This window comes from Pseudomonas marginalis (genome assembly GCF_001645105.1).
GTDB lineage: Bacteria > Pseudomonadota > Gammaproteobacteria > Pseudomonadales > Pseudomonadaceae > Aquipseudomonas > Aquipseudomonas petroselini.
This window is the reverse complement of the sequence record NZ_LKEG01000036.1, coordinates 24,078-37,987: the sequence shown is the minus strand read 5'-3', so window position 1 is coordinate 37,987 and position 13,910 is coordinate 24,078. Positions and strand designations below refer to the sequence as shown.

General features: G+C 61.2%; 11 protein-coding genes. 9 read left to right on the top strand and 2 right to left on the bottom strand.

The annotated features are described in order from the left end of the window. The first annotated feature begins 25 nt into the window (after positions 1 to 25). The 3 genes from pdxR (at position 26) to AO064_RS11765 (ending at position 2,324) form a co-directional block, all read left to right on the top strand. Positions 26 to 1,459, top strand: a complete 1,434-nt coding sequence (gene pdxR, locus AO064_RS11775) for a MocR-like pyridoxine biosynthesis transcription factor PdxR (RefSeq protein WP_064053382.1) — start codon at positions 26 to 28, stop codon at positions 1,457 to 1,459. 85 nt (positions 1,460 to 1,544) lie between these two features. Beyond that, positions 1,545 to 1,826, top strand: coding sequence for a putative quinol monooxygenase (locus tag AO064_RS11770; RefSeq protein WP_012724649.1), 282 nt, complete (start codon positions 1,545 to 1,547; stop codon positions 1,824 to 1,826). A gap of 96 nt (positions 1,827 to 1,922) precedes the next feature. Beyond that, a complete protein-coding gene (locus AO064_RS11765) occupies positions 1,923 to 2,324 on the top strand; it encodes a cupin domain-containing protein (protein ID WP_012724650.1) in 402 nt (133 codons plus the stop codon). Between the two features lie 59 nt (positions 2,325 to 2,383). Here AO064_RS11765 and AO064_RS11760 read toward each other — a convergent pair whose 3' ends face one another. Further along, the gene (locus tag AO064_RS11760) at positions 2,384 to 3,013 is read right to left on the bottom strand and encodes a DNA-3-methyladenine glycosylase I (RefSeq protein ID WP_064053381.1); all 630 of its coding nucleotides are present in this window, start codon (positions 3,011 to 3,013) and stop codon (positions 2,384 to 2,386) included. Positions 3,014 to 3,230: 217 nt separating this feature from the next. Between AO064_RS11760 and AO064_RS11755 the strand changes: the two genes are divergently transcribed. The 4 genes from AO064_RS11755 (at position 3,231) to AO064_RS11740 (ending at position 6,872) form a co-directional block, all read left to right on the top strand. After that, positions 3,231 to 4,556 carry a C4-dicarboxylate transporter DctA gene (locus AO064_RS11755; protein WP_183143915.1) on the top strand — a complete coding sequence of 442 codons (1,326 nt, stop codon included), beginning with the start codon at positions 3,231 to 3,233 and terminating at the stop codon, positions 4,554 to 4,556. Between the two features lie 161 nt (positions 4,557 to 4,717). Next, a complete protein-coding gene (locus AO064_RS11750) occupies positions 4,718 to 5,419 on the top strand; it encodes a FadR/GntR family transcriptional regulator (RefSeq protein ID WP_012724653.1) in 702 nt (233 codons plus the stop codon). 17 nt (positions 5,420 to 5,436) lie between these two features. Beyond that, entirely contained in the window at positions 5,437 to 6,144 is a 708-nt protein-coding gene (locus tag AO064_RS11745) for a GntR family transcriptional regulator (RefSeq protein WP_064053379.1), read from the top strand. A 104-nt stretch (positions 6,145 to 6,248) separates the two neighbouring features. Next, complete coding sequence (locus AO064_RS11740) at positions 6,249 to 6,872, top strand: hypothetical protein (RefSeq protein WP_064053639.1); 624 nt, start codon at positions 6,249 to 6,251, stop codon at positions 6,870 to 6,872. A 60-nt stretch (positions 6,873 to 6,932) separates the two neighbouring features. On the opposite strand, the gene AO064_RS11735 is transcribed toward AO064_RS11740, so the two are convergent. Further along, entirely contained in the window at positions 6,933 to 11,792 is a 4,860-nt protein-coding gene (locus AO064_RS11735; RefSeq protein WP_064053378.1) for an NAD-glutamate dehydrogenase, read from the bottom strand. Positions 11,793 to 12,285: 493 nt separating this feature from the next. On the opposite strand from AO064_RS11735, the gene AO064_RS11730 reads away from it, so the two are divergent. Together AO064_RS11730 and AO064_RS11725 are read left to right on the top strand one after the other, a co-directional pair. Then, positions 12,286 to 12,639: a hypothetical protein gene (locus AO064_RS11730; protein ID WP_012724657.1), complete on the top strand. Its 354-nt coding sequence runs from the start codon at positions 12,286 to 12,288 to the stop codon at positions 12,637 to 12,639. A gap of 310 nt (positions 12,640 to 12,949) precedes the next feature. Further along, the gene (locus AO064_RS11725) at positions 12,950 to 13,909 is read left to right on the top strand and encodes an AAA family ATPase (protein ID WP_003174327.1); all 960 of its coding nucleotides are present in this window, start codon (positions 12,950 to 12,952) and stop codon (positions 13,907 to 13,909) included. Position 13,910: the final 1 nt, after the last annotated feature.

Sequence of the window (13,910 nt, the reverse complement as noted above, 5' to 3'; positions counted from 1 at the left end):
CAGATTGAATGCCCCGGGATACCCCATGGAACTGCACGTTGTGATCAATGGCCGCAAGGATCTGGCCGAACAGCTCTACCAACAGCTGCGCGAAGCCATCGGTTCCGGGCGCCTGGCCGCCGGTGCGCAACTGCCGCCCAGCCGCTTGCTCGCCGAGCAACTGGGCGTGTCGCGCAAAACCGTGTCAGACACCTACGCCACCCTCACCTACGAAGGCCTGCTGGTCGGCAAGACCGGCCGTGGCACCTTCGTCAACGCCCGCGCCCCCCAGTCCGAACGCCTGCACACCTCCACCGACCTGGCCTGCGCCGCCCACCTGGCGAAGTGGCAATCGCTGCCCTCGCCCATGCGCCATCCCACCCGCGACAGCACGCTGCGCTATGAATTTATCGGCGGTGCCACCAGCCGCAACCAGTTCCCCCAGGATGAATGGCGGCGCTGTACCCAGGACGCACTGCGGCGTATTGCACAAAACAGCGGGTTCTACAGCCAACCCGAAGGCCTGCCCGCACTGCGCAGCGCAATCGCCGGGCATATCGCGTTCTCATGCGGGGTCAACTGCCGCGACAGCGACATCATCGTCACCAACGGCGCACAGCAGGCGCTGGACCTGATCGCCCGCGTGGTACTGGAGCCGGGCAGCATGGTCGCCATGGAAGATCCCGGCTACAGCCCTGCGCGCCAGTTGTTCGTGGCGATGGGGGCGAATGTCGCCAGTGTGCCGGTGGATGCCGAGGGCATCCAGGTCGACCGGATACCCGATGGCACACGACTGATCTACGTGACGCCCTCCCACCAGTTCCCCCTCGGCATGCCGATGAGCATGCCACGCCGCGAAGCCCTGCTGGCAAGGGCCTTCGAGTTGGGTGCGATCATCATCGAGGACGACTACGACAGCGAATTCCGCTACGAAGGCCGGCCCACCGACTCCCTGCAAAGCATGGACACCCACGGTGTGGTGACCTATGTCGGCACCTTCTCGAAAACCCTGCTGCCCGAATTGCGCCTGGGATACGCCGTGCTGCCACCGGCGATTTACGGCGCGGTGCTCAAGGCCAAGCAACTCACCGACCAGCACAGCTCGACGCTGCCGCAATGGGCCCTGGCCAAATTCATCAGCGAGGGCTACCTGCTCAAACATATCCGCCGCTGCCATACGGTCTATGCCGGGCGCCGTGAACGCATCCTGCAGCGCCTCGCGGGGGATTTGTCGCCGTGGTTCGAAGCGGTGCCTACCGTGGCCGGGTTCCACATGGCCGCGTTGTGCAAGGTGCCGGTGAATATACCGCTGCTGATGGAACTGGCGCGCCGGGTGGAAGTGGGTGTGTACCCGCTGGAAGTATTCTTCCACGATGCGCCCGTACGTCCCGGCCTGATCATTGGCTTCGGCGCCATCGAAACCCTCGATATCGACCCGGCGCTGGACAAAGTCCGCGATATTCTCCAGCAGATTGGCTAGCGGGTTTTCCGCCGGATTGGTCCTTGGTCCTGTCGCAACGAGGCCCTAGCCTGTGCACTGACACCTGACCTCGGAGACCATCGCCATGCCAGCCTGTGCCTGCAACACTGTCCATGTCCGCGCGGCGGCCGGGCGCTCAAGGGAATTGGGCGAACGCCTGCAGCAGATAGCCAACGCCGTGCGCACCGCTCCCGGCTGCCTGGACTACGCCGTTCAGCGCGACCCGCAGGACCTCGACCTATGGACCGTCAGCGGCCGCTGGACCTGTGCCGACCAGTTGGTTGCGCACTTCCGATTGCCGGCCCTGCAAGGGTTTATCGAACTGACCGGCGAGCACCTGGCGTGGCGCCTGGATTTCGACCATTGAGGCATTGGTCTCCTGGTCTTCGCCGGGATTGGTCATTGGTCACCCAGGCATCGCGGCGTAGGGTGAAGCGGTCTCGAACGACTCGGAAACCTCGCCATGAAACGACTGCTCGCTACCTCGCTGATGCTCGCCTCGCTCAGCGCCTTTGCCCACGAACCGGTGTACAACCAAGAGTCGATCAACGTGCTCCAAGAGCACGCCTTGCCCCATGTGCCCGGCAAGAAAACCATCATGCTCACCGTCGATTACGCCCCCGGCCAGGCCACCGTGCCCCACAGCCACACCGGCACCGCCGTGGCCTACGTGCTCGAAGGCGCGATCACCTCGCGGGTGAATGACGAGAAAGCTAAAACCTACAAGGTCGGTGAATCGTTCTACGAACCGGCAGGTTCGCGGCACTTCGAATCGAGCAATGCCAGCCAGACCCAACCGGCCAAGTTGCTGGTGGTGATGGTGCTGGATGACAAGGCGGAAGTGCTTACCCCCCTACCAAAATAACGTATCGATACAACGATGCAGCAACCACGCTAACCACGATGCGAAGCGAGAGCGGTGAATCAGGGCCGTTCAAACTGGCGGCGCAGGTCTTCGATCCTTGACCGACAAGCGCACCCTTCCAGATGATCATTGACCATCCCCATCGCCTGCATCAACGCATACATCGTGGTCGGCCCCACAAACGTCCAACCCCGTTTCTTCAACGCTTTGGACAAACGCACCGAAGCCGGCGACGTGGGATTCCCCGTCCAATACGCCATGTCCACCACCGCCGGACGCTCTTCCTCACCAGGCTCGAACGCCCACAACCAGCGCGCCAGCGAACCGGTTTCATCCACCAACTCACACGCCCGGCGCGCATTGTTGATCGTGGAGACGATCTTGGCCCGATTGCGCACGATGCCTGGGTCCTGCATCAGCCGCTCGATATCCGCGTCGCCATACTGCGCCACCCGGCGAAAATCAAACCCTTCGAACGCCACGCGGAACTGCTCGCGCTTGCGCAAAATGGTGATCCAGGCCATGCCGGCCTGAAAGCCTTCCAGGCAGATCTTCTCGTACAGCTGGATATCATCCGCCACCGGCACGCCCCACTCCGCGTCGTGATAACGCGGGTATTCCGGCGCGGCCGTGCGCCAGGTGCAGTGGGACTGCCCGGTTTCATCAAGGGTCAGTCCTGGTGTGTCCATCCATCACCTCCTGTGCCGAGCGACGGATGATAAGCGAAAAAAATTCCACGTCGCCAACCGCTCAAGCATCGCCTTCGGCGACCAACTGGTCAGACCGGGACCCGTCAACCGATGAATAATGACTTGTTATTTCAAAAATACCTGGCCTAGACTGGCGACGCACTGGACTTACCGGTATGACCACAACAATTAAGCCCTGGAACCACCAGGGCACCGAATAGAGATCCCTCCCATGCTCAGATGGTGCTCGCGTTCGATTTTCCTGCAAGTCGTGATTGGCCTGATGCTAGGCGTAGTCTGCGGCCTGGCCCTTCCCGAATTTTCCTCGCAACTCAAACCCTTGGGTGACGGCTTTATCAAGCTGATCAAAATGCTGATCGGCCTGATCGTATTCTGCGTGGTGGTCAGCGGCATTTCCGGTGCCGGCGACTTGAAGAAAGTCGGCCGCATCGGCCTCAAGTCGGTGATCTACTTTGAAGTATTGACCACCGTCGCGCTGGTGATCGGCCTGGTCATGGCCTTCAGCACCGGTATCGGCACCGGCGCCAATATCCATTTGGAGCAGCTGTCGTCCGCTGGCCTCAATGAACTGGCCGACAAGGGCCAGCATATCCGCGGCACCAGCCAATTCCTGATGGACCTGATCCCCAACTCAGTGATCGGCGCCTTTGCCGACAACAACGTGCTGCAAGTGCTGCTGTTTTCAGTGTTGTTCGGCAGTGCGTTGAACCTCGTGGGCGAAGCGGCCTCAGGCATCTCGCGGCTGATCAATGAGCTGAGCCATGTGATCTTCCGCATCATGGGCATGATCGTGCGCCTGGCGCCCATCGGTGTGTTTGGTGCGATCGCCTTCACCACCAGCACCTACGGGCTGGACTCCCTGCAACACCTGGGCAGCCTGGTGGGCCTGTTCTACCTGACGTGCCTTGCCTTCGTCGGGCTGATCCTTGGCCTGGTGATGCGCCTGTCCGGCCTGCGCATGTTGCCGCTGCTCAAATACCTGCGTGAAGAACTGCTGATCGTGATGGGCACCGCCTCCTCCGACGCCGTGCTGCCACAAATCATGCGCAAGCTTGAGCACCTGGGTATCGGCAGCTCTACCGTGGGCCTGGTGATTCCGACGGGCTATTCGTTCAACCTCGACGGTTTCTCGATCTACCTGACCCTGGCTATCGTCTTCATCGCCAACGCCACCGGCACGCCGCTGTCGATGACCGATCTGATGACGATCCTGCTGGTGTCGCTGATCACGTCCAAGGGCGCCCACGGAATCCCCGGTTCAGCGCTGGTGATTCTGGCAGCGACCCTCACCGCCATCCCGGCGATTCCGGTGGTGGGCCTGGTGCTGGTACTGGCGGTGGATTGGTTCATGGGCATCGGTCGCGCATTGACCAACCTGATCGGCAACTGCGTGGCGACCGTGGCCATTGCGCGCTGGGAGAAAGACATCGATATCCAGCGTGCCAACAAGGTGCTGGACGGCCAGCAAGGTTATGCCTTCCAGGCCAAGAAGCCGGTGTTGCCGGCGCATCAGGAATTCTAGTGAACACCGCCGGCTAAAGGTGGGAGGGGGCTTGCTCCCGATAGCGGTGAATCAGCCTGCACACCCGGCGACTGACACACCGCCATCGCTGGCAAGCCAGCTCCCACAGTAGATCTTCGTTGGATTCACCACCGTATGTGCAACATCAAGGAGCCATCGACGTGATCAGCACCTCAACCGTCGTCAATTCAGTGGTAGAAAAACTCCGTGCCGCCTTGGCGCGTGGCCAGTGGCGCCGTGGGGAAATGCTGCCCGGCCAGCGTGAACTGGCCGAACAAATGGGTATCAGCCGCCCCAGCCTGCGCGAAGCAGTGATCGTGCTGGAGACCCTCGGCCTGGTGCGCTCCATGCCGGGCAAAGGCGTGGTGGTGTTGGAAACCAGTGTCAGCGAACCGCAATCCAGCGATGCAGTGGCCGACGCCAGCCTGGAAGACATCCTGCAACTGCGCTACACCCTTGAACCGTTCATTGTCGGCCTGGTGGCCCAGTCCATCAGCAGCAAGGAGGTCGGCCAACTGCGCCTGACCCTGATGGACATGCGCGAAGCCCTCGACGCCGGCGACGCCGAAGCCGGGATGAACGCCTACATCGGCTTCCACGAAGAGCTGTTCGCCCTCACCTCCAATCCGATTTTCCAGAACGTGGTGCAACAAACCAGCAATGCCCTCAAGCAAAGCGCCCAGGTGCTGCGCAACTCCCCCGAGCACCTGGCTGAGCGCCTGCAGGAGAATGAAGCGGTGGTGCGTGCCATCCGCAATAAGAACAGCGCCTTGGCCAGTGCCGAGATGCGTCGGCATATCCTCCAGGAAGGCCTGCGCATGGGTATTCGCCTGAACATCCCGGATGACCATCTGGGCAGTTGATTTTTTGGAGACAGGCCATGACCGCCCACGCCCTGCAATACGACCCTATCCTCCCTGCCCTGCGCCTGGTCGCCGGTAAAAAACCGTCGGTGGACGACATCTACCCACGGCTGTTCGACGCCATCCTCGAGCAACGCATTGTCCCGTCCAGCCGCTTTACCGAAGAAGGCCTGGGCGAGACCTTCGGTGTGAGCCGCAGCGTGATTCGCCGCGTGTTGGCAAAGCTGTCCCATCAGCAAGTGATCATCCTGCGCCCCAACCAGCGCGCCCAAGTGGCGGCGCCGGATACGCAGCAAACCCGGGAAATTCTGGAAGCGCGGCGACTGACGGAAATCACCGTGGTGCAATTGGCCAGCGCGCAGGCCACGTCGGCGCAGATCCGGCATTTGCGCGAACTGATTGCTCGGGAGCGTGAGCATATTGAACGGGACCAACGCGGGCCAGCCATTCGCCTCTCCGGAGAATTCCACCTGCAACTCGCAGCGATGGCGCGTAATGCGCCCTTGGCGCAATTTCTCAACAGCCTGGTGCCGTTAACCTCCTTGATCATTGCCCAGTACGAAGCGAAGGCGTGCACCTATTGCGCGTGGCAAGAGCATGAAGCGATTGTGGATGCAGTAGAACAACGCGATGTGAACAGCGCAATAAACCTGATGACCCAACATCTGGATCACCTGGAAGCCAAATTGCTGAGCCACGATGGCCAGATGGCCCACCCTGACTGACTACAATTACAACGCTGATCTACGAAATGACCGACAGCACGGACGGTTATAGACCTGCAAAACTGTATTCATTCCTAAAGCCTTGAACGCGGATGAATAGCACGATGCAACCCCTCACTTTCGCACTGGTCACCGCCGCCCTGGTCGTTACGCAGTTCAATCTCTCCGTACGAGCCGGTGACGCTTTAACTGCCGGGACTGACATCATCACCCCGGCAGCCCCCGTGTGGTTGCTTGAACAACCCTACGCGGATAGCCCGATGCTAACCGCCCGTACGTTCGGTGACAGCGCTTACGGCGACTATCACGTCAAGGCCAGCCTTGAGATCAGCTGCTTCCCAAAGAGCCCCACTGCCAGTATTGCGCTGCAGATCACACCGGCAGCGCTGGGCTTTGACGTCGCCCCCTTCGAAGGTCCAGACGCCAGCGCCAATGGGCCGTTGCGCATCACTACGGCGACACGCACGGCCGTCGATCACTCGGTAAACGGCGTCTGGACTTACGGCGGAGCGTTCCAGATCGGTACGATATTTGCGCTCAGTGCTGCTGTTGCGCATGACGAATTAGCCTACTGGGCCAGCGACGCCTCACGCGGTCAAACACTCAAACTTTCAATAGCGCCCGCCAAAGAGGGTGACAAACCGCTGACCGCAACGTTCTTATTGCCTGCAAACAACAACGGCTTGAAAAGAGTCATCCAGCCGTGCCTGGTTAATGCCGGTTTTTAGGTCTAAAAAAAGCCCCGTATCTCACGATACGGGGCTTTCTGTCCTGCTAAGTCAAACCGCTTACAGCACCGACTGACCGCTCAACGCCAGGTCCAGCAGCTCACGGTTGGCCACCGCATACATGGCGTAGTCCGTGCCGACCGCAGCACGGATCTCCACCATCATCGCGACCCAGCGATCGGCCATGTCCTTGTGCTGCTCAAGCCACAAGGCCACGCGGGCTTCCATGTCTTCTGGCGCGTCGGCCATTTGCAGGACGGAGATGGTAATCGCGCGTTGCTGCCAGTCCACATCATCGCGGAACGCTTCACGGGCCTGGGCCTGCCAGTTGTTGGCCACCGGCAGATCGCTGATCTGCTGCAGGTACCACGGCAGGTCCAGGGCGCTGCCGACGGCGAAGTAGGCCTTGGCCACTTCAGCGGCGTCGTGCCCGGTGACGTCGGCGGCTTCGATGATCGGCAGCAAGGTGTACAGGTGGGTAGTGCCTGCAACCATGCGCGCCAACAGCTCAGGCACACCCGCTTCGGTGTAGGCCTGGTAGCGGTTCTGCCAACCTTCGCGGGTCGGGCCTTCCAGCAGTTCGTCGAGCTTGAGGCCCAACGCGGCCAGGTGCGGACCGAAGTGCGCGGTGTCACGGCCAGCGTCCTGCTCGTTGCGACGGCTGCGCAGGAACCAGCGCGTAGCGCGGCGGCCCAGGCGCATCAGTTCGTCCATCAACTGCAATTGCACGTCAGCGGAGACCTGGTGGTCCAGCGCTTCGATCTGACGGAACCAGTGCGGGAGATGGAAGATGTCACGCACGATCACATAAGCGCCCGCCACGTTCGCCGGGCTCATGCCGGTCGACTCTTTGAGTCGTTGAACGAAGGTGATGCCCATGTGGTTGACCAGGTCGTTGGCGATCTGGGTGCTGACGATCTCGCGCTTGAGGCGGTGACGACGCATGGCCTCGGAGAACTTGGCCACCAGGCTCGGTGGGAACGCGGTCTCCATGTCACGGGTCAGGTACTCGTCATCCGGCACCAGCGACTTGAGCAGCGCTTCCTTGAGGTCGATCTTGCTGTACGAGATCAGCACCGACAGCTCCGGACGGGTCAGGCCCTTGCCGTTCGCGGCGCGCTCTACAAGCTGCTCCTCGGTTGGCAGGTACTCGATGGCGCGGTCCAGCTTGCCACGGCCTTCCAGATCGCTCATCAGGCGCTTGTACTCGGCGGCACGCTCGTAGGCACGGCGCGCTGCCAGGGACAGGGCCTGGGTCTGCTTGTAGTTGTTGCCCAACACCAGGTGGCCGACTTCGTCGGTCATGCTCGCCAGCAACTGGTTGCGCTGCTTGTCGGTCATGTCACCGGCCTGCACCACTTCGTTGAGCAGGATCTTGATGTTCACTTCGTGGTCGGAGCAGTCCACGCCACCGGCGTTGTCGATGAAGTCGGTGTTGGAACCGCCGCCATTGAGGCCGAACTCCACACGACCCAACTGGGTCATGCCGAGGTTACCGCCCTCGCCCACCACCTTGCAGCGCAGCTCGTTACCGTTCACGCGCAGCGCATCGTTGGCCTTGTCGCCGACATCGGCGTGGCTTTCGGTGCTGGCCTTGACGTAGGTACCGATACCGCCGTTCCACAACAGGTCCACCGGCGCCTTGAGCAGGGCGTTCAGCAGTTCGGTCGGGGTCAGCTTGTCGGCTGAGATGTCGAAGCGTTCTTTCATCTGTGGCGAGATGGCAATGCTCTTCGCGCTGCGCGAGAAGATACCGCCGCCTTCGGACATGATGCTGGTGTCGTAGTCGGTCCAGGCCGAACGCGGCAGCTCGAACATGCGCTGACGCTCGACGAAGCTGGTCGCCGGGTTCGGGTTTGGATCGATGAAGATATGCAAGTGGTTGAAGGCCGCGACCAGTTGCAGCTTATCGGACATCAACAGGCCGTTACCGAACACGTCGCCGGCCATGTCGCCGACGCCCACGACCGTGATGCTGTCTTCCTGCACATTGATGCCGCGCTCACGGAAGTGACGCTGCACACCGACCCACGCGCCTTTGGCGGTGATGCCCATTTTCTTGTGGTCGTAACCGGCGGAACCACCGGAAGCGAACGCATCACCCAGCCAGAAGCCGTAGTCGATGGCGATACCGTTGGCGATGTCGGAGAAGGTTGCCGTGCCTTTGTCCGCTGCCACGACCAGGTACGGGTCATCGTCGTCATGACGCACGACGTTGGCCGGCGGCACCAGGGCGCCGTCCTTCAGGTTGTCGGTGATGTCCAACAGGCCGGAAATGAAGATGCGGTAGCAGGCGATGCCCTCGGCCGCGATCTCGTCCCGGCTGCCGCCCAATGGCAGGCGACGCGGCAGGAAGCCGCCCTTCGCACCGACGGGCACGATCACCGAGTTCTTCACTTGCTGGGCTTTCACCAGGCCAAGCACTTCGGTGCGGAAGTCTTCTTCACGGTCGGACCAACGCAGGCCGCCGCGCGCGACGTTGCCAAAGCGCAGGTGCACGCCTTCGACGCGTGGCGAGTACACGAAGATTTCAAACTTCGGCACTGGCTTAGGCAATTCAGGAATCGCGTGCGGGTTGAACTTGAAGCTGAAGTACGACTTGTTCTGGCCGTTGGCGTCGGTTTGGTAGAAGTTGGTGCGCAGGGTGGCCTTGATCAGGTCCAGGTAGCGACGCAGGATGCGGTCTTCGTTGAGCACCTGAACATCGTCCAGGGCGGTGAGGATCGCTTGCTCCAGGCGTTGCTGCTTGTCTTCCAGGTCTTCGGCGGTGAGCTTGCGCGCCAGATAGAAGCGGGTCTTGAACAACCGGGTCAACTCGCGGGCGATGTCGGTGTGGTTGTTCAGGGTGCTGGCGATGTAACCCAGGTCGAAGCCCAGGCGGATCTGCTTCAGGTAACGGGCGTAAGCACGCAGCAGCGCCACGTCGCGCCATGGCAGGCCGGCGGTGAGTACCAGGCGGTTGAACGCATCGTTCTCGGCGTCGCCATGCACGATGTGCACGAACGCGTCTTGCAGGGTGTCGTTAAGCTGCTGGATATCCAGGTTCACGCCTTCGGCGGCAATGAACGCAAAATCATGGATCCAGAACTCACGACCATTGGCGTGACGCAGGCGGTACGGGAATTCGCCCAGCACGCGAAGGCCGAGGTTTTCCAGGATCGGCAACACGTCGGACAGCGCCAGCGGGGTGTCCGCATGGTAGAGCTTGCAATGCAGCTCGCGCTGGCCGGAGACCTGGCCCAGCGGCTGGTAGAAGCTCATGACCAGCGGGTTGGCTTCGGTCAGGCTGAGCAAATGCTGCATGTCGACCACGGCCGAATGCGCGGCAAAACGCTCGCGGTAGCCCGCCGGGAAGCCTTTCGGGAAGTCGGCCAGCACGTTGGTGCCGTGCGCTTCGCCAAAGCTTTCCACGACCAGGTTGGAGTAGTCGTCCTGCCAGCTGCGGCAGGCCTGCACCACTTCTTTTTCCAGTTGCAGCGGGTCTATGTCCAGGCGGTTCTTCGGGTCGACTCGCAGAATCAGCTGCACACGCGCCAGCACGGATTCGGAGAAGAAGGTCCAGAATTCGCAGTCCGAGGCCTTCAGGCGATCCATCAGCACTTGCTGGATCTTCTGGCGCACTTCGGTGGAATAGATGTCGCGCGGCACGTAGGCCAGGCAGTAGCAGAAACGACCGTACGGGTCTTTGCGCAGGAACACGCGGATCTTGTTGCGCTCCTGGATCTGCACGATCGACATCACGGTGCTGAACAGCTCGTCGACCGGGGTCTGGAACAGGTCGTCACGCGGCAGCACTTCCACGACCTGAGCCAGTTCCTTACCCAGGTGAGCCTTGGGTTGGAAGCCGGAACGGCGTTCGATTTCCGCGACCTTGCGACGGATATACGGAATGACCCGCACGCTTTCGCCATACACCGACGAGGTGTACAGGCCCATGAAACGGTGTTCCTTGATGACCTTGCCGTCGGCGCTGATCTCACGGATCGACACGTAGTCCGGATACGCCGGACGGTGCACGCGGCTTGGGTGCGCGGCCTTGGCGAACGACAGCACGGTCGGCTCACGCAGGTAGGCCACGGCGTAGTCTTCGATGCGCAGGTCGTCGGCGGTGAGACCGGCGCGCAGCAGCTTGGTCAGACCGAGGAAGGAATCGGCGTCATATTCGATATGACCGCCATCCGCCTCGTCACGTACCACGAATTCTTCATAGCCAAGGAAGGTGAAGTGGTTGCCCACCAGCCATTCCAGGAAGTTCTTGATCTCGGCTTTTTCTTCGCCGTCGATGCTGAACGGGCTGGCGTCGATACCGGCCAGCAGGTCCTGGACCTTGGCTTTCATCGGTTCGAAGTCGGCCACGGCCACGCGCACTTCGCCCAGTACCTGCTCAAGCTCTTTGCTCAGCACGTTCAGTTCGGCGGCATTGGCGCAACGGTCGATTTCCAGGTACATCAGCGATTCTTGCTGGATACCGTCGCCCTGGGTGCCTTTGGGGAGGATTTCCAGCAACTCGCCCTTGGCGCCACGGCGTACGCTGAGCACGGTGGTCTGCAGGGTGTGGATGCTGTAGCCACGGCGGTTCAGCTCGGTACGTACCGAGTCCACCAGGAATGGCAGGTCATGGTGCAGCACTTCGACCGCGGTGTGGGTCGACTGCCAGCCATGACGTTCGTAATCGGGGTTGTAGACCCGCACTTGCGGTTGGGTGTGGTCAAAGCGCTCAAGCAGGCGCCAGGCAGACAGGGTGCAACCGGCCAGGTCGGAAAGGCGACGCTGGGTCAGTTCGTCCAGGGAAATAATGCCGAAGAATTGCTCAGCGAACAGCGCCACTTGTGGCAGTGCCTGTTCACTGATGTGCTGCGCCAGTGCCGCTTGCAGTTGATGCTGGAAGTCGGCCTTGCTGGCTGCGGTGAAGAACGCCATCTGTGGTACTCCGCTTGGGCTTGTTATTGATGGAAGCGTCGCGTGTTATCCCCTTGCGGGGAGACCGTCAGCTCTGTTCGCTGGTAACGATGATAAACACCATAAACGAATCAGGGTGACAGGTGGGTGAAGCTGGACAAGACAGTCAGGTCACATACAACTTCCACTGGAGGTACACCTTGCCAGGCGACGGTACGACGGGCAGGTCAGACTCCCGGCACAGGGCACATCCGTTGCGCAGCTTAACGAGTGTAGGAAGCCCGCTGCTTGCGGTGCTGCGACATATTCGGTCATCGGTAAGCAGGGTTGGGGTTGCGACTTGGGCAACCCGGATTTCAGGGCACTAAAACCAGCTGTTTTCCTGGCCCCGAGTACCGAAAATGACTGGTATTGACTGTCAGGTCATGCACGAGGTCTGACACAGGATGCAGCACAAAATTCGCCGCAATGGCACAATTGCCCGCATCACGCCCTACCCCAGACAGGATTCCCCATGCTGCAGCTGAAAACCGACGCCCTCATGGTTACACCGTGCGACGAAGAAGAAGACAACATGGCCATGCTCTGCTGTCACGGTAAAGGCGGCGAGATGTTCATGCTGACCCGCTACCCGGATGAAGACGAAGTGGAGCTGACCTGGGATTACGAGCCGTCGACCCTGGATGGGTTGAAGGTCACGCTGAGTGATACCACCCTGCTGATCGAATTGGCTGCCGGGGATGCCGATGCCCTGGGTGGCAAGGACCAATTGCAGATCACCCACGCCACGGCCGCCTCCGACCTGACCGAGGTGGAGCAAACCCTGCAAAACATCCTCAACGGCACCGGCACCCTAACCCGGATTTAAATCACTTTGTAGTGAGCGGGCTTGCCCCGCGCTGGGTGGCGAAGCCGCCCCAAATCCAGGCGCTTCACATTCACCTGACACACCGTGGCGGTCCCACTGGGGTGGCTTCGCCACCCAGCGCGGGGCAAGCCCGCTCACTACACACCCAGTCCAGCCCTCATTCCTAGCGGACACACAAAAATCCTACAAGTTTTGCCAAAAATACCCGTCACGCCGTTAGTCGCCACACCCCTCCATGCATTAAAGTAAGCCTCCCTAGCCCGGCGTTTGCTCTCGATCACCGGGCTCATCTTTCCAGGAACCGTCATCGATGGAACATCGTGAAGCGCTGCTTGCGCTGCGAACCTTTCTTTCTACGCAGATTCTCGGCCAGGAAAAACTCATCGATCGCCTGCTGATCGCGCTGCTCGCCGACGGCCATATGCTGGTGGAAGGCGCGCCGGGCCTGGCCAAGACCAAGGCCATCAAAGAGTTGGCCGAAGGCATCGAAGCGCAGTTCCATCGTATCCAGTTCACCCCCGACCTGTTGCCCGCCGACATCACCGGCACCGAGATCTATCGCCCGGAAACCGGCAGCTTCGTGTTCCAACAGGGGCCGATCTTCCACAACCTAGTGCTGGCGGACGAAATCAACCGCGCGCCGGCCAAGGTGCAGTCGGCACTGCTGGAAGCCATGGCCGAGCGCCAGGTCAGCGTCGGGCGCAGCACCTACGACCTGTCGCCGCTGTTCCTGGTGATGGCCACGCAAAACCCCATCGAGCAGGAAGGCACCTACCCGCTGCCCGAAGCCCAGCTCGACCGTTTCCTGATGCACGTAAAAATCGGTTTCCCGGACGCCGCCGTCGAGCGACGCATCCTGCAACAGGCCCGTGGCGAAGCGCTCAACGGCGAAACCAAGCCTGAGCGCCGCGTCAGCCAGCAGGCGATCTTCGCCGCGCGCAAGGAAATCCTCGGCCTGTACATGGCTGATGCGGTGGAGGAGTACCTGGTGCAACTGGTCATGGCCACCCGTACGCCGGCCAAGTTCGACCCGGAAATGGCCGAGTGGATCGCCTACGGCGCCAGCCCACGCGGCTCCATCGCCCTCGACCGCTGTGCCCGCGCCCATGCCTGGCTGGCCGGTCGCGACTTCGTCAGCCCGGAAGATATCCAGGCGGTGCTGTTCGACGTGCTGCGCCATCGCATCATTCTGTCGTTCGAAGCCGAAGCCGCGGGCATTGACCAGGACCGTGTGGTGCAACGTATTCTCGACGTCGTTGCCGTCGCTTGAA